The 21544-nt window shown below is 54.9% G+C and carries 17 protein-coding genes, 1 tRNA gene and 4 pseudogenes; 2 read left to right on the top strand and 20 right to left on the bottom strand.

The genetic code is table 11. The features are described 5' to 3' along the window. Positions 1-186: 186 nt before the first annotated feature. Positions 187-262 (top strand) — tRNA-Phe (locus tag AB1287_RS19085). Between the two features lie 197 nt (positions 263-459). On the opposite strand, the gene AB1287_RS19080 is transcribed toward AB1287_RS19085, so the two are convergent. From AB1287_RS19080 to AB1287_RS18990, 19 genes and pseudogenes are all read right to left on the bottom strand, one after another. Continuing rightward, entirely contained in the window at positions 460-1473 is a 1014-nt protein-coding gene (locus AB1287_RS19080) for a tyrosine-type recombinase/integrase (protein WP_435618777.1), read from the bottom strand. Between the two features lie 67 nt (positions 1474-1540). Then, positions 1541-3136, bottom strand: coding sequence for a TraI domain-containing protein (locus AB1287_RS19075; protein WP_435618806.1), 1596 nt, complete (start codon positions 3134-3136; stop codon positions 1541-1543). Continuing rightward, the gene (locus AB1287_RS19070; RefSeq protein WP_435618776.1) at positions 3022-4383 is read right to left on the bottom strand and encodes a conjugal transfer protein TraG N-terminal domain-containing protein; all 1362 of its coding nucleotides are present in this window, start codon (positions 4381-4383) and stop codon (positions 3022-3024) included. The genes AB1287_RS19075 and AB1287_RS19070 overlap by 115 nt, the downstream gene beginning before the upstream one ends. Next, complete coding sequence (locus tag AB1287_RS19065) at positions 4380-4751, bottom strand: hypothetical protein (protein ID WP_435618775.1); 372 nt, start codon at positions 4749-4751, stop codon at positions 4380-4382. The genes AB1287_RS19070 and AB1287_RS19065 overlap by 4 nt, the downstream gene beginning before the upstream one ends. A gap of 16 nt (positions 4752-4767) precedes the next feature. Next, on the bottom strand, positions 4768-6246 hold the full coding sequence (locus AB1287_RS19060) for an integrating conjugative element protein (protein WP_435618805.1): 1479 nt from the start codon (positions 6244-6246) through the stop codon (positions 4768-4770). 10 nt (positions 6247-6256) lie between these two features. Further along, the gene (locus AB1287_RS19055; RefSeq protein WP_435618804.1) at positions 6257-7192 is read right to left on the bottom strand and encodes a TIGR03756 family integrating conjugative element protein; all 936 of its coding nucleotides are present in this window, start codon (positions 7190-7192) and stop codon (positions 6257-6259) included. Positions 7193-7276: 84 nt separating this feature from the next. Further along, positions 7277-7666 (bottom strand): annotated as a pseudogene (locus AB1287_RS19050) (TIGR03757 family integrating conjugative element protein); the annotation flags it as partial. 186 nt (positions 7667-7852) lie between these two features. Then, the gene (locus AB1287_RS19045) at positions 7853-11101 is read right to left on the bottom strand and encodes a hypothetical protein (RefSeq protein ID WP_435618774.1); all 3249 of its coding nucleotides are present in this window, start codon (positions 11099-11101) and stop codon (positions 7853-7855) included. Positions 11102-11518: 417 nt separating this feature from the next. Further along, a complete protein-coding gene (locus tag AB1287_RS19040; protein WP_435618773.1) occupies positions 11519-11809 on the bottom strand; it encodes a hypothetical protein in 291 nt (96 codons plus the stop codon). A 159-nt stretch (positions 11810-11968) separates the two neighbouring features. Further along, positions 11969-12379 (bottom strand): acetyltransferase, encoded by a 411-nt coding sequence (locus tag AB1287_RS19035; RefSeq protein WP_435618772.1) that lies wholly within the window; start codon positions 12377-12379, stop codon positions 11969-11971. Beyond that, positions 12376-15233, bottom strand: a pseudogene (locus AB1287_RS19030) (conjugative transfer ATPase). The gene AB1287_RS19035 and the pseudogene AB1287_RS19030 overlap by 4 nt, the downstream one beginning before the upstream one ends. Further along, on the bottom strand, positions 15233-15658 hold the full coding sequence (locus AB1287_RS19025; protein WP_435618771.1) for a TIGR03751 family conjugal transfer lipoprotein: 426 nt from the start codon (positions 15656-15658) through the stop codon (positions 15233-15235). The pseudogene AB1287_RS19030 and the gene AB1287_RS19025 overlap by 1 nt, the downstream one beginning before the upstream one ends. Positions 15659-15807: 149 nt before the next feature. Then, a pseudogene (locus AB1287_RS19020) lies at positions 15808-17304 on the bottom strand (TIGR03752 family integrating conjugative element protein). Next, the gene (locus AB1287_RS19015) at positions 17297-18205 is read right to left on the bottom strand and encodes a TIGR03749 family integrating conjugative element protein (protein ID WP_435618770.1); all 909 of its coding nucleotides are present in this window, start codon (positions 18203-18205) and stop codon (positions 17297-17299) included. The pseudogene AB1287_RS19020 and the gene AB1287_RS19015 overlap by 8 nt, the downstream one beginning before the upstream one ends. After that, a complete protein-coding gene (locus AB1287_RS19010) occupies positions 18202-18873 on the bottom strand; it encodes a PFL_4703 family integrating conjugative element protein (RefSeq protein ID WP_435618769.1) in 672 nt (223 codons plus the stop codon). The genes AB1287_RS19015 and AB1287_RS19010 overlap by 4 nt, the downstream gene beginning before the upstream one ends. Next, on the bottom strand, positions 18870-19235 hold the full coding sequence (locus AB1287_RS19005; RefSeq protein WP_435618768.1) for a TIGR03750 family conjugal transfer protein: 366 nt from the start codon (positions 19233-19235) through the stop codon (positions 18870-18872). The genes AB1287_RS19010 and AB1287_RS19005 overlap by 4 nt, the downstream gene beginning before the upstream one ends. An 11-nt stretch (positions 19236-19246) precedes the next feature. Further along, complete coding sequence (locus tag AB1287_RS19000) at positions 19247-19612, bottom strand: TIGR03745 family integrating conjugative element membrane protein (RefSeq protein WP_435618767.1); 366 nt, start codon at positions 19610-19612, stop codon at positions 19247-19249. 63 nt (positions 19613-19675) lie between these two features. Next, positions 19676-19918 (bottom strand): TIGR03758 family integrating conjugative element protein, encoded by a 243-nt coding sequence (locus AB1287_RS18995; protein WP_435618766.1) that lies wholly within the window; start codon positions 19916-19918, stop codon positions 19676-19678. After that, positions 19918-20247 carry an RAQPRD family integrative conjugative element protein gene (locus AB1287_RS18990; protein ID WP_435618765.1) on the bottom strand — a complete coding sequence of 110 codons (330 nt, stop codon included), beginning with the start codon at positions 20245-20247 and terminating at the stop codon, positions 19918-19920. The genes AB1287_RS18995 and AB1287_RS18990 overlap by 1 nt, the downstream gene beginning before the upstream one ends. A gap of 189 nt (positions 20248-20436) precedes the next feature. On the opposite strand from AB1287_RS18990, the gene AB1287_RS18985 reads away from it, so the two are divergent. Next, positions 20437-20805, top strand: a complete 369-nt coding sequence (locus tag AB1287_RS18985; RefSeq protein WP_435618764.1) for a hypothetical protein — start codon at positions 20437-20439, stop codon at positions 20803-20805. On the opposite strand, the pseudogene AB1287_RS18980 reads toward AB1287_RS18985, so the two are convergent. Beyond that, positions 20796-21484: pseudogene (locus tag AB1287_RS18980) on the bottom strand (IS1 family transposase). The gene AB1287_RS18985 and the pseudogene AB1287_RS18980 sit on opposite strands and share 10 nt — an antisense overlap. Positions 21485-21544 lie beyond the last annotated feature (60 nt).

The raw sequence follows: 21544 nt of genomic DNA, 5'->3' as shown, positions 1-21544 counted from the left end.
TCGGATAAGGCAGGAAAATCGTGATGAAAACCGTTATAAATTCAGTTAGCACGCATATAAATCGATACCGGTATAGACGCTGACATTGAGCATTATTGTAAAAATGGCGAGAGTTTGCGCAGTCCGTCGCGAAACAAACAAATTTCGTTGACGACGCGTGTCGAATCTAGTTTAATGCGCCCCGTTGCCCGGATAGCTCAGTCGGTAGAGCAGGGGATTGAAAATCCCCGTGTCCTTGGTTCGATTCCGAGTCCGGGCACCAACATTCTGCATCAAAGCACGCTGGTTAGAGGTATACCCTTTAACGGGCGGAACAAAGGAACTGGCAGGTCGATGTCGCAGTGTTTTTCGAATTTGCACACTCGATGTTAATCATTAGGTTCCTCTTAAAAAGGGTGCCTGTGTTGCTGCACAGGCATCCTTTTCTCGATCACTGGTGATTTTTACAGCTTGTTAAAGTTATGTCAAGGCATGTCTGCGCCCTTCCTCACCGTTGGGCGCGACATCCATATACAGTGACAATTCATTCTCAAGTGTTTGCCCTGTAATCTTCAAATCCAGCTCTACATACTCCATCGTTGTACTGACACTCCGGTGTCCCAGCAAACCTTTAACTATTGCCAAATTACGATCGGGTGACTTCATCATTTCAGTCGCCAGGGTATGCCTGAAACGATGTGGACTTACCTTAAAACCACACTCTTTTGTTAGTCTGTTGAAGAACGAGCGAACAGGTTGTATTGCCGGCTCTGAGCCAACTTCACCTGACGGGGTTACAAATCGCGCCACATCGAACAGGTAATCAGCCGGTTCGGCTCCCTGTTCTATCGCGCGCTCAACGAGTATTTGCATGCGTTCCCGGACAAAAGTGACGACAGGAACTAACCACTCGCGATGTGTTTTACTCCCTTCTTTACACAGCAACATCGAGTTTGCCTCAAGATCAACATCCATCAGACGTATATGCAATAACTGGTTTTGTCTCATCCCCGTCGAGCGCAAAACATCGATCACCGTCCGCCAGTACCAAACAGGTAAGAGTGCACAAGAGCGATTTTTGCCCACTTGACGTGTTTCACGCTCTTCAAATTGCTCTAAAACCAGGTTAATCCTGACCAACTGATCACGGTTCAGTATTTTTTTACGCTTACTACCCGGAGGTACTTGCGTTTCGTTTAAGGGATTCTCCTCTATATTTAACCATTTTTTCTTTATTCCCTGATTGTAAATCGCACGCAAATGGCGAACCTTATTATTCCAGGTACTCGTGGTAATCCCCCTTCCCAGCATATCTCTACGCCACAAAATCAGCTCTCGGTTCGTAACTTCATCCGGTAACATGTCATATCCAATAAATTTCCTGAAAACGGCGACTACACGGCGATAACTCTTTTCAGTTTCTGGACGTAACGCCTTTGAGAAAAAATACTCTTCGAGCAAAGTTTCCCAATCCATTACACGTGGTGTATGCATAATATCTCTCTAGATTAAATAAAAGCCCTACGAACATAATATGGCCACAAGACACGATTAATCCCTGTTAAGGGATCACCAGCACCGGACTGTCGTCAGGTAGTTTTTTCCCCCAATACAACAAATTTGCTTTAACGAGGTAACCTTTGGTTCGTTTAAATGCCCCTGTACGTTCTGATGTTTCATACAGATGAGCAAAATAAAATCGTTTACCCTTTATCCGTCGATGTATATCCAGGCGTTCAAAATCTTCCTGGAGAGCCTCTCGTTTAGAACCATCCAATCCCATCTGCTTCAAATACAAATAAAAAACCCCAGGCACAGTGATAAAAACAAAACCAGAAACAAGATGAACCCTCGCCTCTATAGTATTGATAAGGATCTGATTAGAATTGAGTCCATCGGCTAACCAACGCCAGAAGGCTTCGCCGCGAGTTATATCCTCACCGTCTTCAATCCTCGGGTTCTGCGATTGCGAAGAAGCGAGATCTGTAGTTTGAGGGACATAAAATTCGAGTGTTGAAAATGTTGCTTCGGGAGCGATTTCATCAATGGCGTCTGACTCCTGGTTTAGTTCTGCTGCTTCAACTACCTGAGCCACTTCAGCAGTAAGCGCAGAGTTATCGGCAGTCACAGAGCCTTCATCTTTGTGAGGGGCGTCTCCGAACCCCGGTTCTGGCTGGGTCACCGGAGCAGACACCCCAACGGTCATTAAAGACAACAGAGTCAGCATATCTTCTTCCACATCAGTCACCGTTTCTGCCGTCAGGACCATCTCAGCCAAAGGGTTATCGTTTACCGGCGCATCCAGAGCCGAGCTTAGTAACACTTCCGTTGCTGACAGTGCATTTCCGTTGGGCTGATCTAATGACACTGTCGACAGTTGCTCCGGAGCGAGTGGGCTGGTGAATGCGCTTTGCAAATTAATCTCGGGTACTGAAGAGGTGATATTTTCTGACGTCGCTGCCACTGACGGTAAGGCTATTGCCAATATGTCGGGGCTGGATGTCGGCAAAAGTGATACGGCCAGACTATCGCCGCGCGCCAGTTTGGCCGCCTCCAGGATAATGTCGTCTATTACAGGTAATGTGCTGGGGTGCCTGCCAGCTATCATCATCAACGAATGTATAACTGCCGGCAGTGTTGATAGCCATTTGATAAGTTCTGCAGGCAGCAGCCGCGACGCAATCATTGCACTCTGACTTGTTGCCAGGGTCGGAGCTAACGGGGTCGTCCTGAAGCGAAAACGGTAAGGTTCATCCGGCACCGTCAGGCCTGGTAACCAGGCGCGACCACTCTCGAACTCGCCCTGCAGTTGACTCAACAGCGGCAGGTAGTACCATAGCGCTGCAAAAAACATCACGACATTCCACTGCACATTCTGGGCTGATTGTTCTTCGGGCGCAGCCCCTGGGGGCAACATGTGTCCCTTAGCCAGTCTGACCGCATACGTCGCCGTCTGCAGGGTAACATCGACCAGCCCTCCTTCCCTGGCATACTCCCCCTGGGATGTGGCCGGCAGCACCTGCATCAGCGTAACGAGCTGCTTCAGTGGTTGCAGATAGAAATGTTCATAGAGATCTTTTGGAAGCGCACTATTTTCCCACAGCTGTTGTAAACACTGCTTTGCGAGTCCGAACTGTACAATGCCTCCAGTAACCAGCTGTCCAGCCAGCGCGCCAGTTCCCACCAGAACGTCAGGAAGTTCAGCGCAAACACCACAAACGTCACGGTGATCACCGTCTTATACTCGTAGGCCGCAAAAGCCAGGATGAGCGGCACCATGATATACACCGCCATCAACAGCACTGCCTGTACCATCGGCAGCGCCTGGCGCATCGCATCAAATGCCGGATACGCCGCCAGGCTCCCCAGCGCTGTTCCGCCCATCGAGGCAATACGGTTAACCGAGTTGTCCAAGGTAAAGTCAGCATTGCCGCCGTAACCGGCATAAGCGCGTCCACCCTGAGAGACCGTCAGGTTATCCGGGCTGACTAGGCGACGTACCACGGCTTCCTTATAATCTGCATCCGGTTGCCCCATCATCTTCAGCGCGGCAGACATCCGCAGCATGACGCTCGGATCGACCTGTTTCACCACGCGAGCCTCCAGTCCCGTCTCGCCGGCTGACCACCACTCGCTGCAGGTTGGATATCCCCCTCGTCCGGTGTTTGGCCGGCCGCTGTCCCGCCCCTCATTCCAGGGGAAACTGGTACGCGGCGTTTTGGACTGTAGGTTGTTATAGTGCCCACCATTCAGGAAGGTCTTCGACCCCAGCCACTCGATGTCACGCAGGGTGGCTTTGTCCGTCGTCTGGCCCTGGTCGCGGTTCTGCCAGGTATACAATGCCAGCGCGTAGCAGTCGTTGGTGAAGTCCTGCAGCTCCTTCGCCAGCGCCGGGTTGTTGACCCGACTGTGCTGGACTTCAAAACGGACCTGCCGCAGATCAGGCCTGCACGGAATGGTGGCCACGGCCGCCGACGAGATCCCCTTCGACAGCTTATGCACTACCAACCACCACACCGGTACCTTCGCCGTTTGGCCGTTCATGCTCGACATGATATTGGCGTACCCGGTTTCATCCGGCTTTTTGGGCGTCCAGGTACCGCAGGTTGCCGCCCGACTGCTGTCATATTTGAGGGTATCCAGGCTGACATTCATCAGCGGCAGGCAACAGGCAAGCATCACGAAAAACGCGCCGTAGAGCAGGTTCTCGATGCGCGGCAGGGACAGCATCCCTTTGTTGCCCTCATCCTCACCTTCCTCCCGGACCTTCAGCCAGATGGCCGCTACTTTGAACAGCAGCGGCAGCACAAACAGCCCCGTACTGACCAGCAGCTCCCACAGGCCGTTGTTAATCAGCCAGCCGAGCAGCGTCAGGAAATACTCCAGATAGCTGTTGGTCATCATAAGGTCAGCCCTCCGCCGAAGAGGCTGTATTCACATGCCAGGGCAAATACCGCGCAGGCGATGGCCATGCGCTTGAGGGGCTGCCGGTATTCCGGTTTGCAGCCCGGCGCGCGCCAGATTTTCCAGAATCCCCAGGCCAGCGCCACATAAAGCGCCAGGCGCCAGCTCAGCCAGCCATACCGGGTGCTGTGCACCCAGTCACGCAGCGCGGCACTCTCTCCTGGGGGATTGACACCCCAGTGGGCCACGCCCAGCGCCACTATCATCGCAATCACCAGCATGCCCAGAATCTGCAGGACACGCTTTGCCCGGTGGCCGAGCCAGCCGCCCCTGCGGGGCGACACACCTTGTTTCTCTGTTCCAGTCATTGATACATCCCCTCGCTTACTGGTCGCTTTCCGGTACGGCCAGCTGGTTGAACCTAGTATCCGGGCTGTCAACCGACTGACGCTGCGGGTTGGTTTCCGCACGGTTGTTCTCGCGATCGATGATGGTCAGCACCGCGTTACGGGAAATCTCGCGTTTCATCTCCATCTCGTTTTTCAGCGCCGTGATTTCGCGATCCAGAGCCTCGATACGCCGATCACCTTCTTCCATGGCGACTTTCTGCGCAGAGGCGTTCGGCTCAGACATCCCGGTGGTGATCATGCGCCACATGATAAAGGCGGTTTCGATGGTATCCGCCATCGCCAGTTCACCGGCCAGGCGCCCAACCAGGGCGGCATTATCCGGATCGCGCTGCAGTGCCTTGATAACGCCGGCGGTCACCGCCAGACTGCCCGTTTTGAGTTTGGCCAGGTTGCCCGCGGTGGGTTTTTCTGCCCCGTTGACCAGCCTGGCCAACTGCTCGTTATTCGCCTTGGTTGCTTCTTCCAGCATCGGCGCAAAACCCGTACCGGCTACGGTGCTGCCTGGCTGCTCGGTCCCTTCGCCACTGGTGCATTGTGCTGCGTCCTTGCAGGTGCGCAGCGAGGTGTCGCCCAACACCTTTACCACTGCTGCCGCTTCTTCACTGCTGGCATATTTGGTACAGGCACCGCCTGTACAGCTGCTGCCGGATACGCTGGAAGTACTGGTGACCGGCAACGCATTCATCATGTTGTAGCCGGCTGCAGCCAGATCGTGCGTTGGCTTGATCGCCGGCTGACCGGCGCCGCCGCGCTTCTGTCCACCGATCCAAGTCTGGCCAGATTGTCCGGTCACTTTCTCCGTGGCATTCATCGACCGCACCGCATCCGCATCCCCGTTGTTGACCAGGCTTTTGGCCTCCTCCATCGCCGCCGCCTGGCTCCAGCCACCAGTATCCACCATATCCATCATCCGTTTGGAGAGGTTCTGGCAATTGAGCTGGGCTTTGTCGAATGCCACATTGGCCTGCAATACCCCGTTGGTCAGCATTTCATACAAACCCGGGTTAGCACGCTGGATAGCCATCGCCGGCAGACTGGCTACCGCACCGGTAGCACCTTGAATAACATTACCCATCAGGCTCTTGAACCCATCAGTCACGCCATTGAGCTGGTTACCGATGGTGCTCTTCAGGTCGAAGTTGCCGCACATCAAATCCGAGCTCCAGCCGAGGTTCATCCCCAGGCGCTGCATATTGCCGCGCGTCGCCGGCTGCGATATCACCGAGCCGCCGCCCAGGGAATAGAACAACTTGTCCGAGACCGCGCCGCTGGCGCTCTTTCCGTACCCCACGTTGCTGTCATTCACCTGGGGCAACGAAATACCAAACAGGGTGCCGTTATCGTCATTGTCGTCAGCGTGTGCGCTCACACCAGCCATCGCCAGGCTGCCGACAACCACCAAAGACAGCAGTCTGTGCCGTCCCCAGAGGGATTTATTCATCGTGTTATTCATCATTTATGCCTCAGAAATCTGTGCTGTAGAGGAAACGCTGCCCGCGGCGCTGGCAGCAGCTGTAGGGTTGCCACAGGGCAAAGGCAGCGTTCGCATCCGCGGCCGGCGGATGCTCACCGTCCGGGAACACTGCGCAAGACTGGCTGAGCTGCGGCGCCAGGCGTTGCCATTTATGGTTGCTGGTGCCGGAGTTCTCCTTAACCGGCCCAGGAGGCCAGTACCCTTCTGAGCGCTGGCCCATCAGGGGCTGATAGACATGGGGCTGGCCAGAACGGGTGATAATGTCTGCCACCCGCTGCGCCACCAGGGCGCCAGCCTTGTCATCATCGACCTGAGTCACAAATCCCGAACGTGGATAGACGTTGCCCCACATATTCGCGACCGCCTGACTGCCGACCTCACGCTGGCCAGGCACCAATGCTTCGGGATAGAGGGATTCCGGCATGCCAGTACGCCATGCCAGGCTGTCCAGCGTGCTGAGGAAATACGGCACGAAGGGGGTCGCCGCACTGCGGCACGAATAGCCGGCAATGCTGCCGCCAATCAGGGTCGTCGCCGGATGGCCAATGGCATCGGCATACTTGAAGTGAAGGTTGGTTTTACGCTGCCCGGGGGTTTTCAGCTCATTGTTGCCACCGCCGGCAGCAACACCGCCCAGTGCGCTGGTGATACTGCTTTCGAGTCCGCCGGCGGCCTGACTGACCATCGACATCTCACGCCACGGGTTACCTCCTTGAGCGTTGTACGCTGATACCACCGCCTCCGGGATGAAGTGGGTAACCTTGACCGAGGTTCGGACAGTGCATCCGCCCCAACTGCAGAACAACCAGTAGCAAATGCCGCTGACGCGCCAGCTGATGCAGGACTGTGACACCGCACTGGCAACAATCTGCGCGCTGTTGAGCGCGGCATTCGCCGCCGGCACGCCGGCCGCAGACAGCATCATGGCCACACCGAAGGATTTAAATGTCAGCCGGGGTTGTCTGGGAGACGCCAACTGCAAGGGAGATCGTTGCATATCACTGGCCAGTGACTTCGCGCGCAACGCGGTAGCCCGGGCGATATCAGCGGTGCCATACACCACATCTCGATCGTCAAACACGACAGCGGGGACTTTTTTGACGCCCAGCTCCCAGGCACGCACCACCGCGCGGTAGACCGTGACCAGTTCCTGTTCATGCGCCTGCCATTGTGGTGACTGCAGTACGGCCCTAGCCTAGCGTTCGGCCTCATCCGGGTTCGACGACAGTGCGCCAAACAGTTGTGTTTGCAACTGCTCCGGACCGTCAAGATAAATCACGGTCACGGAGGCATCATTATTCGTCGGGGGATGGTGGGAATCGGTATACAGTACCGTGCCGGCAAGCACCGATGTCGACATCAGCAGAGGGAACAACGTCAGCAACGTGCTGATTTTCATGGCGTGCACTCCTGCATGGATAGAATCCACACAGGGTGCTACGACGTGGTCGGAAAGACAGCAAAGAAGTCTTTATGAAATTTTGATAATTATTTTCAGAACACATCGCCTCACGTCTTAGCTGACGCAGTCCCACTGCTGCAGGAGAAAATACTGACGTTCAACGACCATACTGATGATGAGCATTTACGCAGCCTCTGCCCCTTTGGCGTTTCCGGCACGCCAGATAACGTAGAGCGCATCGGCGGATCCACTTCCGGTCTCGTAGGAGTAAAATGTTTCCATTAATTTTTGCGGCACATGACGAAGGTTCGCCGATAAACACTCTTTTGTATTAGGGTAATAACTCCCTTCTGAAGATTTGATGTAGTTATCCTCTATATAGTCTTCAATATCCTTATAATTTGACATGAACCCCTGACCTGATGGTGCCGGAAATGCAACAGCAACGCACCCGGTATCCTGCGCGATACGAATTGCCACATCAAAACAGGACTCAATAATCGAAGAGATGTCATGTGAGACCATCGCCGCCTTTACAGGGTTTATGGCCCGTATAATTAACGTATTTTTATCACGGCTTAACGGAGAAACTTTCTCAAAATAAAGTAACGCCATGCCCTCAAGCTTTTTCCCCTCAGATGGAAATATGAGTAAATGTACGTTACGCGCTTCCTGCCACATTTCGGTATTTCCCGATGAACACAATCCAACGGCCTGTTTAGCAAAGAATGCAGCCGGTGATTGTGATACAACAGCCCGCATCGTACTGTTTATTCCACTCATTTTCGTCTGAGCAAAACGTTTTTTCTGTCCCACGGCCCAGTGTAAATACCTTTGAAACACCAAGCTTCGGGTCCGTCCAATAGCCTGAGCGAGCCGCTCTTTTGGCGTAATTGTTTTCACGTTTTTGGCGGGGTCCAGCCGCGAGGCCAGAAAAGTAGCATAGCCGTCACTAAGGGAGCCAATGAACTCCGCTACCCGCTTGTCCAGTGCATCCCCAAGATCTAGGTTAAACAGGTTAACGAGTGACTCCATCATCTGATGAGCCTCCACTCCTGCCCCAGACTTTTGATCTTCATCGCCATAAAACCATGTACGGACACTGGCACCACACCCGGATATTGCCAGCAGAACGCCAAGATGCTGAGACAGCCCCCAGACATCCACCGCTTTATCACCCAGTCGTGCAGCTTTGAGATGACGACAGGCTCCGTGCATATCATTCCTGAAACTGGCGTTAAAATTCGCGGAAAACACCAGCGCAGCGGACAGCGCCTGCAACCCCCGCGGATCTATTTCCACACGGGTCTCAAGCTCTGTTTGTTGCCAGACCATTGGGTAGGTTAAATCTGAGGGGTTCCCAACGATGTCCGATGTTTTGCCAGTCACCTTTGACCAGAGTGCCTGTATGGTACCCGCATCAGTATGGTAAACCAGTGCCACCATATCCGCTTCCTGCTGAGTCAGCGTTGCGTTATCTGGCCCGAGCCCCATAAGAAGCCCGTCCAGTTGCAAATTAAGCTCAGCGATTCTGTTGCGCAACTGCTCCGGTGATTCATCAATATGAATCAACAGACTGTGCAGCAATATTCCTCCGGTCATTTCGAGGATGATTTTTAATTTTGGCGCAAGGCGTATCTCCATGCTTTGCCGCACAAGGTGGCATTGCCTTCTGTATTCTTCTCTCTGCGCGTCGTTCATATCAAATGGAAACTTCCCCAGAGTATCAGTCTCATGCTGTCTCAGCAGATTTTCCACACACGCCATATTTCCCTTTAGTAAAGTAAAATCCTTACGTTCAAAGGCGTCATCCAGTAACATGCGGCTGACGGCATCGTTATTGTACCAAAGACGTATTTCCCTGATACCCATGGCGTCGTGATAATACCAGTTGAGTAGAAATGACATCCCGGTAATACCGCGCTCCTCACGGACATACTTCAATAAAACAGGACCGAGTGGCACAAGCTTCAGGGCTTGCTGGAGATGAGAAAAGGTCTGTAATTCCCCTGCCGCCAGTAAGTACTGGAAAGCGTCAACGTATCCCCCCGCTACCGCCTTCACGAGCCATTCAGCAATATCGTCCACCGATTGCCCGTCTGCGGGTTGCGCAGCAATATGCAACCATGCGTCAAGACTGGCAGCGCATAGCTGTCTGTAACAGCATTGAAATGCCAACACAGCACCTGCATGACCAAAACCGTGAGAGTCAAGAACCCTCAGGTAGCCGCCAAGATCACGGCATGCAAAAAGGTAATCCTCTGCTTTAGCCAACTGGCAAAAAGAAAGCGCGTACGGTTTCGCCAGCAACGTATTCAGGTTCGAAACAGGCGCTGATTTATCATCCCCTTCAGCCTCCCGAAGAATGAGTTTCTGACATGCGTCCAGGGCATCGATATCAGCACCATGTCGCAATAAGGCGGAGGCAAAGGAATGGCTACATTTTTTGTCAGACCAGAGTAACGTTTTAAACCGAACCATATCGTGGGCGCTTCGGACATTCAGTGCCTCCATCAGAAATTCCCATCGGTCCGTCTCAGCGCGCATCACCTGATCAGCTATATTTTCGACAAGAATCGACAGTTCATTGTCCCTGAAGCTCAGTCGGTTCAGGTTCTCCGTCAATCGCTGCACATCAAACATCCACAAAGGTAACTCGATAAGCCTGACTATCCACGGCGCGGCAACACCGGCATTTCGGACCAGCGTAACAACCTCACGAAAAGCCCGGATCTCATCGTAAGATGGTTTTTGGGCATATCTGGACTGGCTTTTGTCGCTGGGGAGCAATGTCAACTCATCAACAGACCTGATGATTTGCAGTTCAACCAAAGCAAGAACCAGCTTTCCATTAGCTCGATGGTTCCCAAAATCATTGTATAACTGGTCGATTACCTTTTTTCGCTCAACGCCTAATTTTATAAATACGCGCATCCAGGGAATGTCAACATGTCGCATACGTTGCCCGACACTAAACATTCCGCCCGTTGGTAGATGCCTTATCGCAAAATCGAAGGTTTCGCTGTAGTCTTCGCGGAAGAATGTCCGCTTGGCGTTCAGGCGATAGACGACAGCCCGGCCTTCGTAAGAACCCACGGGGCAAATTAACGTTTTTGCCCTGAAAGCCAGAAGCCGATCAGGCAAGAAGCCCATCAGGTACTGTCCGAACTTCATCATTTTCGTCACATGGAGGGGGATCTGCTGCGGGATGCGTAACGCCTTGCGTATGTGGTCTTCTGCTTCAGGAGTGCTCTGAAGAATGGTCTCGGCGTAATAGTCCAGATGCTCCCGAAACGCGGTAATGATATCTCGCAGTTTTTTGAGCTGATGCATCTGCTCAGAAGCATATAATTGACGCTCCCTTCGGCTTAACTCACTGATGACTTGTGCTCGAAACTCGCGGTAAGCCACGTGCTCCACTGAATTTTTCACGACAAACACCTCATCCTGTAATTTTGTAGCGTACCTTCCCTGATATTTCACACAGCAATCAACGAATTGAATGCATAGTCAGAGCTAATTAGTATCCCGAGCTGCCAGGTAACAACCCAGAACCTGCTGTAGTAACGCATCGTCCATCGACTCCCCTCTTTCAGAGCCCGGGCTTTGAAACTGTGGGAAATGAGCCTGCCAGCGCTTCACCAGGCTAAAGAACATCACGGACGTATTCACAAAGAGGGACGTTCATCGCTGGCAACAGTACGTTGACGCTGAGAGCCTTCTGGCAGAGACATGCAGCCTACGGTAAAGGCATAATACGAGAAATCCGGTACAGCGGAATTCTTTTGCTTAACGAAGACTTAAGCATCGCATAAGAAAAGTGTAAAGGAAAAACCACACTGAAATCAGTCAGTCGTTCAGTACGGCAAAAACAGCTTCTTTGATAAACACCACCGTGTCTGTTAAAAATGGAGATACGAATGCCGAGTGAGCATCATCAAATCTGCCCGTTTGACGCCTGATAAATTTAGCCTCAATGACATGGCTGTCCCGGTTAATCACTTCCATAATAATGGTCTCATTAAATTTATCGCTAATCCCGTCGGTAAGCTGAATTTTGATTAGCGAACCTTTAGTTATAGTGGCCAAAGTTTCTTCATCAAGCATAGGCTTTGGCTCAACTAGCTGGTCAAGTTTCATATGTAATGATACCTCGCTTATTATTTAACCAGGCAAGTATAACATGATGCTACATCAGGTTGCTGATATACCCGGCGCATAAAAAAACCGGCCAAAAGACCGGAAAAAAAGCGATGCATTGTCTTCAGAGAGAGAAAAATATTCCGACGTCTGAGTCGACTAAAACTTCGTAACCCTAAATCGCTCACACAGCTCGCTCAGGTGGAGAAGCAGGTACACCACATCCGCCGCGTCCGGCACTGTGACATACCAGCGCGGGTGATCATACTCCTCCGGCTGGGGCCACAATGTACTGCCGGTCACCGAGATCAGCACATCGATGCAACGCCCCAGTCGGCCCTCGAGATGCAACGCCACGCTGGTACGACTCCCGATGCGATGCGGGTGGGCCGTAAGTTGGACCGGCCCCAAGAGCCGATCGCGGATAGCCGCACAGAACGTCTCAAGTCGCCGTGCATCCGTTTCGCTTAAGGTGGCCACGCCCTGCGGAGGAAGGGTGAATAACGACGGCTCACGACAGACCTGGCCATGCGGTCGAACAACCGGTTCCGGGTATTTCAGCGTCATCATGCTACCGCTGCCTCCCCGTTCGCCGCCAGGCCGCGCAGGCGGTCAAGCTTTTGTGCCACCTTGCGCGCCGCCTCGAGCTCGCTGCAGCCAAACTCCTGCCTCAGCGCGCGGCGCTCGGCTTTCTCTTCTTTCTCGGTCATCCCCAGCGCCAGGTACAGGCTCGGCGGTACCGCACGGAACAGCGCCTCGAGTTTTTTCGACAGCATCACACCTTCGGTATAGCAGCCGGACAGCTTGCTGGCTGACAATAGCACCGCCTTTTGCTCCTCGGTCAGCGCCTTGAAGCGGGCAATGTCGTTGACTTCTTCCGGCGGCATGGTCAGACAGACCCACCACTCCGCCATGTTCAGCATCTTCTCGGCAATGTCCGGGAAGTCTTTCAGGTTCTGCGTGGCCAGCCACAGCCAGGCCCCGAGCTTACGCCACATTTTGACGATTTTGGTCATGTACGGTGCCAGCAGCGGGTTCACCGTCACAATGTGCGCCTCATCCACCGCGAACACGATATCCCGCTCCGAGTACTGGTCTCTTTCGGCAATGTTGTTGATGGTATTGGTCAGGCTCACCATCGTCAGCGCCATCTGCGCCTCATACCCCTCACGCGCCAGATGCCCCAGGTCAATCAGGGTGACATCTGCCTCTGGCCACAGGCTGCCCTCACGGTTAAACAGCTCCGCCTCGAAGCTGCCGGCCTGGGTGAACATGCCCAGCGCTTCCGCCATTTCGGCCGCTTTCGCCCGACGCTGTGGATTGCGCTTTTCGTTGGCTGTGTCGTTGGAAATCGCATACAAGGCGTTCTGCAAATCAGACGGTAGCATCTGGCGCTGCTCGTCAAAGGCGCTCTTCGCCGCCATCAACAAGGCTTCACGGATCATTGCCCGGTCAGCCCGTTTTAACTCCGCTTCTTCCTTCTGGTCACCGCCGGTGATCATCATGCGCGCCGAGATCTCCATTTCCCCCAGGTAATCGCGTTTATCCTCATCGTCGTCATCCGCATCGATATCACGCAGCTCACTTTCATCCAATTCCAGTGAGCTCAGTTCCTCGATAAGCTTATGCGCGAAAGAGAACGGCGGCAAAGACACGCCACTGCCCGGTTTGATGCTGACTTTATTGACCGTCAGCCCCTGGCTTTCAAAGTAATCAGCCAGCAACCCAAACGAGTTACCCGCCTCGGCAACAAACAGACGTGGGCGATGTACAGCCATGGTTTGCGTCAGCGTGGCACACAACGTCGCCGATTTCCCCGCGCCGGTCGGACCAAAATACAGCATGTGCGCATTCTGGCTGCGGTCGTGCTTGTTGAGCGGGTCAACCGTCAGAATATCGCCACCGCGGTTGAAAAAACTCAGTCCGGGGTTGCCCGTCCCCGTTTCACGCCCGGTTACCGGCAACAGGCCGGCCAGATGCTGTACCCAGGTCAGGCGGGTGTACCAGTGTTTCTTGTCCGACTCCGGGTTAAAACACATCGGCAACGCCCGCAGGTAGGTATTTAGCGGCGCCACATCAAACTCCGGCCGTACCGGTTGCAGGCCCGCGCCGAGCAGCACGTTGGTGAGATCGACACGTTTGTGATTGAGCGTGGTCAGGTCGCCGGCACGCAACAAGAAGGTGATGCCGGCACGGTACAACTTGTGACGATTACCCAGGTATTCCTTGACCTGTGCCACGTCCTGACGCACTCGCCCGGATTCGGTATTTCGCCGACGGCATTTTTCGACAGCTTGTTAAAATCGTTTTCCAGCGTGTCCTGCGGCTGCACCACGATGGTCATGCACAGCATCGTCCCTTCCGGAAACATATCCATCAGCGCGTTGATTTTTTTCTCGCCACGCTTCATCTCTCCGGTGATGGTGCCGGGCTCTGGCGGGCGGCGCAGCTTCTCGACCGGGATCGCGCAATGCGCCTGATTATCGAACCACCACACCCCTTGGTCCGGATCGGACACGGGCGGGGTGAACAGCAGGGTTTCGGCAAAATCATTCTGCACCGGCATTGCGCCTTCCGGCGTATCACGGCTGTCAAAATAGGCGGCGTCACGGTACAGAACCCCTTTATCCACCCACTCCGGGCTGGGGTTAAAATGACGCAGCAGCCAGTCGTGAACCCGGCCGCCATTTTGCCGCACACACACCACTCCTGCCCCGGCCAGCGCCCCGGTCACGCGCTCACAGGTCTGATTCAGCATGGCGATCGGTGGCATCGGATCATGATTGCTCTTGCCAATCCAGCGATAGACCACCATGCGGGTCCGGCGTTGCTGCCCACGCCATTGCTGGTCTGTTATCAGCGTATCTTTAAACAGGCCTTCCGGACGGGCAATCCCGCGCAGATGACGCTCGGTTTCTTTCAGCCATGACTCAGACAACTGAGAACCCTGCGCATGCGGCTTGATATACCCTTTCAGCCGGTCAAGGTACGCATCGACGTTGTTCTCGTCCTGGCAAAAGAACTGCACGACCCAGGGGTTTTCATCATGTTCGTCAAAGGAGTCCTGCAAGGCATCTTCCACCGTGTCACGCATCTGCTCTAGGCGATCGTCAGTGCGTCCCTCGGTGGCCACCGGTGTGATATCAAAAACGGCCCCGACGGACACCCCGTCATCGAGCAAAATACACTGCTCCCGGTCGAGAAACTCCGCCCAGGGCAGGTAATCGATGATGGACGGATTGGCATGGTACACCTGCTTCTCATCCTTTAGCGTCATCCTGCCCGGGCGCCGTAACGGCTCTCGCCCGTCGACAGACAGCGGCACACCGTCCTCGGTGGCGATCACCGTGTCCTGGACATCCGTTGCCGGCACTGCCGGCTTCTTGCGCGTCAGGCGCTTTTTATCAAACAGGGAAAATCGCATCAGTAGGCCTCCGTCCGTTCACCCGGCATCGCATACTGCACCTGACTGTAGAACGGGAACACGGTGCTGTAGCCCGGCACCGGCGCGTTGCCATCCGCCAGGTGCGGGAACACGTACATCACCAGGTCGGGATTCGGCAGGCGCGGGAACTGCTGGCTGATTTCGCTTTCCTGCGTGCGGCTGTAGCTGCGATCGCTTGCGGCTGTTGCCTGGCTTTCGTTCTCGGTGAGCGGCCGGCGCAGGCTGTCGCGCGCCGCTACCGCATTACGCGCTGAACCGCCACCGTCTTCACCCTGCCACAATTCCAGCATCGAGCTGTCGCCTGGCGGCAGCATTTCTTCTTTCGACGTCGAACAGCCGGCCAACGCCATGACGCTGACAATGACAGCGGTCGTCAGGACTCGGTTAAACAGATTTTTCCTCATGATTATCATTCTCTTATAAGCAAACACAGCAGGAGCAGCACACCTAACCAAAACGCGCTGCAGGACAGCAAGACCAGCGCCCAACTCTGTGGGCGACTCATCCTTTCGCATTGACGCCACAGCATGCTTATCCTCCTCTGAATGACGTGTTAATCCAGTCCGCCGGTGCTGCCGTCTTCGCCAGGCAGGCTGAAGTCGTAACGCACCTTGCGCCCTTTGGTCTCAAAGTCGATCGCCAGCTGGCGGGTAATGTGCACGGCCAGTTTCTGGCCCGGGGGAACATACACGGCGTCGAACATCATGCCGTAGCGCTCACGCACCCAGTCGGCGGTCTCTTTCATCCCGCCGGACAGCGCCTTGCCCAGCACGGCCTAGCCGGCATTACCGGTCATGGTCGAGGTGATGCCATTCACATTGTTTTGGGTGGTGTATTGCCCCTGACTGATCCCTTCCCCGGCGGCGCTGGCGGCCGACAAGGCGGCAATCGTCGGCAGATAGGTCGAGGCATTGGACTTACGCTCTCCACCGATGCACGGGATGCCGTTGTCATCGGAGATCCAGCCAATACCGGCGGTGGTGCTGACGTCTTTGCCATTGTTACCGCTATTGTTGTTGCTATTGGCCTTCATATTGGTGTCAGGATGCGGCAAGGTGCGTACCGTCCCGTCCGCAAACACAAAGGTGATGCTGTTGACCTGACCACGCACGCACGACAACGTCCAGTCGCCGCTGGCCGTCCCGGAGACAATCGCACCCTCTACGTCCGGCAACTCGATGCCGTTCGCCGTCAGGTTGTCTTTGCCAATCATCAGCTTGAAGGGATAGGGATCGGTCACCGTACCGTTGATCGGCACGCGGCCCAGCAGTGCCGTCATGGCACGGCTGCCCACTAGGGTGGAATACTCGGGCAGGGTAAACACCGGCTCGGCGTTCTCCTCCGCCCCTTTTTCATTGGTATGCCCTTTCACCTGCCGCTCATAGGCAGCTTTCTGGCGCGTGATGGCATTGTCGGACAGGAACGACGTCGGGAACTGCGGGCCGTCTTTGGCGCTGTTCGAATTGCGCGGGTCGGGTTCTTTCATGTCCTTCGGACCGACCCACATCAAGCCATCCTGACCAGGGGCTGCACCACCGTCCCCGGCGCCCATGCCATCCAGTCCCAGCCCCAGCGGAATATCACTGTCGCTTTTTGCCTTGTCCTTGTTCGCAGTCAGCTGTTCGGTCAGCGTCTGAATTTTTCCCATCAGCGTTTGCTGCTCCTGCTGAAGCTGCTGCTGGCGCTGCTCGGCCTGCTTCTGGAAGCCGGCCACGGCCTCATTGACCTGCCCGGACACATTGGTATTACGCTTGCGCAGCGCTTCGTTTTCTTTCAACACCTTGTCGATGTTGCTTTGCAGTTCGGCCTGCTGGGTTCGGGTGGTACGCAGGGTGCCCACCAGGGTACGCAGCGTGTCCTCCGGGGTATCGCCTTCCACGCCCAGGGCACGCAACTCCTCCGGCGACATGCTGGCCAGCACGTTATGCGCCTGCTGAGTCTCCTCCTGTGTTTTACCGCCGCTGCAGGCTTTGAGCCCGACGACAATGGATGCAGCCAGCACGCCGAACACAATCACCTTCGGCAGCATGTTGGATTTCACATCAGCCATGGTTTGCCCCCTTCTTCGCTGCTTTTACGGCTTTGCGAACCACTGACGGCTCCGCAACAAACGCCCCGTCCGGGCGACCGGCAGTGACCAGGTACAGCGTGGTGGTGTCCTCCGGGGTTCCCACCGGACCGAGATAGCGGTGCTGGAAGGTCGCCGTCACAAATTGCCCCTGTAGCACCCGCGGGTCTAGTGTGATTTTACGGCTGGCGGTGTTCTGCACTTTTAGCGCCACCACGTTGCGACAGCCAATGCCCCAGCCGCCCAGCGGCGTGATGGCCACCGGCTCTGACGGGTACAGGGTAGTGATACGTTTCGGCAGGTGCGGATTAACAGGGTGAATGCCGGGTACCGCTTCAACCGTGCGCACCGGACCGTACAGACTTTGTGCCGCGTAGCGTGTCAGCACCACCGGCAGCGGGGCGTTGTATTTGACTTTTTTACGCTTCGCCTGAGTGCCATTATCCGCGCCGGGGGCGACGTTATTTCCCCCTGAAGCAGCAGGCGTGTCATTACTGCTGCTGACCGATGTCACGTCACCGCTGTAAACAATACGCACCGGTTCGGCCGAGCCTTTGTCCGATGCCGTCACATCAAGGAGAATAACTTCCCCATTTTCGACGTCCTGCAGCTGCAGACGCGTTGGCGGGAAAGCGGCATCCGCTTTCAGATAGACCGCACCGCCACTGCTTTGTACCCGCAGCTTGCCGTTCAGTGACGGCGGGAAGCCGACGCGGACATTTTTATCGGCAAACAGCACCCGCTCCTTACCGACGGCCAGCGGAATTTGCAACGGGATACGCTCCCATTTCATCAGCTCTTCCGCCTGGGTAACCGGCACGGTGAACGTCGCCGTCAGGGGAAGTACACTCAGGGAAAGCGCCAGAACACGTGCTTTCATCATTGGAATACTCCTTTTTTCTCAGGCGCGGGTTCCGCCGGCGCCGCAGCCAGACGCTGTGGCACGCTGTCGTAACAATCCAGTGCCAGACCAAACTCATTACGTTCCGGATCCCCTTCTGCGCGCACCACTTTCAGTGGGTAACGTGTTAGTGCGCGTTTCACCGGTTCGCCGGCAAAGGACTCATCCGCCACCAGGTCAAGACGCACTACCCAGTTATCACGGCCTTTGACCGTCACCGGGCTCTGGTTATAGCGGCCGTTGTAGCCATGCTCAGGGATTTCGAACACCACACGTGTTCTGCCAGCAAGTTCACCGCTTTCGCTGCGCTTTTTGGCATCCGCCTTCAGGAAACGTGCGCAGGAGTCCGTCAGATAAGGGGACAGCGCGGCAATTTTGGCCGGGTAATCGACATCACCGTTCTTAGGCCAGGCATTGAGTTGCTGGAAGATATAAAAACCGAAGCTGTAGACCGTGGACGGAGGCACCTCCCACCAGGCACGGGTAGAGCCGCTGCGCAGGTCGGGGGGATTATGGATAGTCAGGTTAGCCGGCGCCCGCATCCAGCCGATGCTGGCCACCAGAAGGAAAACGACCAGCACACCGCAGGCAACACGCAACGTGAGAATATGCTGATCTCGGTTTTTAACCGCATGTCTGAAACGGCTCATATGGACCTCTTAACAACGCGGCTGCGACGCAACGACCAGCCCTGTTTGTCGATAATCAGGGTGGGATCCCCCCACCCCATGCGACGTTTACGCGCCCCGAGGCGCTGCCAGATATAATTCTCCGGTTTACCGCGCTTAAGGCGCGTCAGCCGGCTGCCACCAAACCAGATAACGAGGAGAGGGGTCACCAGCATGCCGGTGGGTATCACGACCCAGCCGGCAAGGGGAAGAAACGGCAACGACACGAGCAGACCGAGTCCCACGCCGGCTAACGCCGCCAGTCCCATCTCCGGGGTGGTAAACCCCCGGAAGACGACAGGCTCTGCGTTAAGACGGTCAGGTAAGAATCGGATAGTCTGCATGGCGGGCCACCTTAGAACAGGATCTCGGCGGACTTGCCAACCAGCCAGATAACCGCAACCAGCAGCACAATACCGACCACGATGATGGCGCCGAACTTACCCCAGTTGGATTTACCTTCGCGCACCTCATGGAAGGTGGAGATTGCAGAGTTTGCTACCACAAGAAACGCCACGGCGGCAGCGACCAGCCCCAGGATGACGATGCCGTCCTGAATGTAACCTTTGAGGATATCCATCAGTCCACCGCCACCGCCGGAAGACGGCGGCTCAACGCTCGGCAGTGCAGCCTGCGCCGGTTGACTGGCGGCATAAGCCAGAGAAGTCGCTACCGCGACACGCGCAGAAAAATGACGGAAAAAACGAGCTACAGCATTCATAAAGCATTCCTTTTTGCAGAGTGAAATTAATAACGTGAAAAACGGTCCAGCGTCTCACCGGGGTCATCTGGCAAACATCCAGGTAACAACGAGCAGCAACAACACGAGCCTGACGGCAAACTGCACCATCGCTGCGTTGCGAAGCTTTTCGTTGCTCCATCCCTTCCAGATATCGGTCAGCGCCCAGGCGGCCCAGACAAACAGCACCGCGAGCAACCCACCGATGCAAATCAGCGACAGGATATTGACTTCAACGCCGCCGCTGGCCGCCTTGAAGGCCTGCTCCTGCGCACCGGTCATGGCCATCAGGGGCGCTCCCGACGGTAGTTGCCGGCCACCGCACTGCCATCACGTGGTTGCGCGCGTGAAGGCTCGAGGTAACGATCGATACCGGTATTGATGGTCTTGAGATCGGCGGTAGCGCGGGCATAGTCGAAGAAGAAACGACCGCGCTCCGACGGGTCAGCCTGAACGGCGGCAACACGTGCACGTTCAAGCGCTGCCTGTACCTGGATCAGCATGCGCTGGGCAGAAGCCAGCTCATCTTTTTCAGCGGAAAAGGCAGGCAGTGCGGTCAGCAAAGTCAGCCCCAGCACACAGCCGGCGCCGAGACCACGAACAACAGGGATAGGCATACACAAGCACTCCTTGATGATTTAGGGTGCTCTCAGGGTGCGACAGATGGGGCGGGAGGTCAGCGGATAACTCTTTATGGAATTTTGATAATTTTCGGCTCAGTGAGGAGGGCTATATGCAAGGCTGGAGACCTTGATCCCAAAAACAGGTTTTGCAATATTAACCCTATACTAAAGGAGAGAGTATTCATGAATGTCTACAAGGTTGAGCTGAAATCACAAGCATACTATCCCATTGATATCACAGATTACGAGAAACGTACCGCTCGCAGACCGCCCTGGTATAAAACCAGCGATAATGGAACCCCCCAATATTTTGCCATCTGCCCAGCGTGTAATAATCCTGTGCAAATTATCGGTTTTTACAAAAAACTGGCTAATACACCGAACCCCTATGGGAAACACTTTGGTCGCCCTATTCCAGGTGTGGGGATCTATGATCGCGATGCTTATGAATGGTGTCCTTATTCTAAGAAAAATACGGGGGATCAAACAGAGCGCCCTAAAAGGGAAAAGGGCGGTCATGTATTCAATGAGTTAATCAGCTATCAAACATAATACTCACGCTCAATGAAAGTACCGATAATTCTGTCGTGCATTTCAGGTGACTTTTAATACCCCAGCGTTTTACGGTTGAGCCGGTTACGCAGCGTCAGATTTTCGCGTTCAATCCGTTGTGTATACAGCTTACCGACAATGTGCTCCGTACCAGGCAACTCGCTGTTATAAGCCCTGTAGCCATCCGTGCACCAGAAGGCCACCCTGAATCCCGACAGTCGTTTCAGTAACCGGCGCAGTGTCTTCCTGCTCCGGGAACCAAAAACATGCGCCACAATCCGTTTCAGTCGCGGCTCCCATGCATACCATAACCAGCGCTGGCGCTTCTTACTGCCGGTAAACGACCACATCTCATCCACTTCGCAAATCAGGTGAACCTGCAGATTATCCAGTGGCAGTGTGGTTACACTCCGCGGCGAGAGTTTTTTAAGGTGCGGACAACAGCGTTAATGCTGATATTCAGTGCACGCGCGGTATCGCGGATACCGGCATTATTCATGGCAAGGCCGACGATCTGCACTTTCATACCGTGCAGGCAGGCACGATACGTGTAATCGAGCTGGAAAGTGCGTGTGCACGTCTGGCACCGGTAACGCTGATGCTTACCTTTACCGTAACCGTGTTTCCTCACGGGGCCAGTCAACCCACAGAACGGACACCTTACATCAACTTTAGCCATCATATCCCTCAAAGAAAAACGGGGATTTTACACCACGATCAACTCATTGAATACATGACC

Origin of the sequence: Scandinavium sp. UTDF21-P1B, from assembly GCF_040750395.1 — a bacterium.
Lineage (GTDB): Bacteria > Pseudomonadota > Gammaproteobacteria > Enterobacterales > Enterobacteriaceae > Scandinavium.
The sequence above is the reverse complement of the archived record's forward strand: the minus strand, read 5'-3'. Positions and strand labels throughout refer to the sequence as shown.

Bases quoted from the DNA above. Each gene is read 5' to 3' on its own strand.
- AB1287_RS19080 (WP_435618777.1), bottom strand. From the start codon at position 1,473: ATGCATACACCACGTGTAATGGATTGGGAAACTTTGCTCGAAGAGTAT.
- AB1287_RS19070 (WP_435618776.1), bottom strand. From the start codon at position 4,383: ATGATGACCAACAGCTATCTGGAGTATTTCCTGACGCTGCTCGGCTGG.
- AB1287_RS19065 (WP_435618775.1), bottom strand. From the start codon at position 4,751: ATGACTGGAACAGAGAAACAAGGTGTGTCGCCCCGCAGGGGCGGCTGG.
- AB1287_RS19060 (WP_435618805.1), bottom strand. From the start codon at position 6,246: ATGAATAACACGATGAATAAATCCCTCTGGGGACGGCACAGACTGCTG.
- AB1287_RS19055 (WP_435618804.1), bottom strand. From the start codon at position 7,192: ATGATGCTGTCTGCGGCCGGCGTGCCGGCGGCGAATGCCGCGCTCAAC.
- AB1287_RS19040 (WP_435618773.1), bottom strand. From the start codon at position 11,809: ATGAAACTTGACCAGCTAGTTGAGCCAAAGCCTATGCTTGATGAAGAA.
- AB1287_RS19035 (WP_435618772.1), bottom strand. From the start codon at position 12,379: ATGATGACGCTGAAATACCCGGAACCGGTTGTTCGACCGCATGGCCAG.
- AB1287_RS19025 (WP_435618771.1), bottom strand. From the start codon at position 15,658: ATGAGGAAAAATCTGTTTAACCGAGTCCTGACGACCGCTGTCATTGTC.
- AB1287_RS19015 (WP_435618770.1), bottom strand. From the start codon at position 18,205: ATGATGAAAGCACGTGTTCTGGCGCTTTCCCTGAGTGTACTTCCCCTG.
- AB1287_RS19010 (WP_435618769.1), bottom strand. From the start codon at position 18,873: ATGAGCCGTTTCAGACATGCGGTTAAAAACCGAGATCAGCATATTCTC.
- AB1287_RS19005 (WP_435618768.1), bottom strand. From the start codon at position 19,235: ATGCAGACTATCCGATTCTTACCTGACCGTCTTAACGCAGAGCCTGTC.
- AB1287_RS19000 (WP_435618767.1), bottom strand. From the start codon at position 19,612: ATGAATGCTGTAGCTCGTTTTTTCCGTCATTTTTCTGCGCGTGTCGCG.
- AB1287_RS18995 (WP_435618766.1), bottom strand. From the start codon at position 19,918: ATGGCCATGACCGGTGCGCAGGAGCAGGCCTTCAAGGCGGCCAGCGGC.
- AB1287_RS18990 (WP_435618765.1), bottom strand. From the start codon at position 20,247: ATGCCTATCCCTGTTGTTCGTGGTCTCGGCGCCGGCTGTGTGCTGGGG.
- AB1287_RS18985 (WP_435618764.1), top strand. From the start codon at position 20,437: ATGAATGTCTACAAGGTTGAGCTGAAATCACAAGCATACTATCCCATT.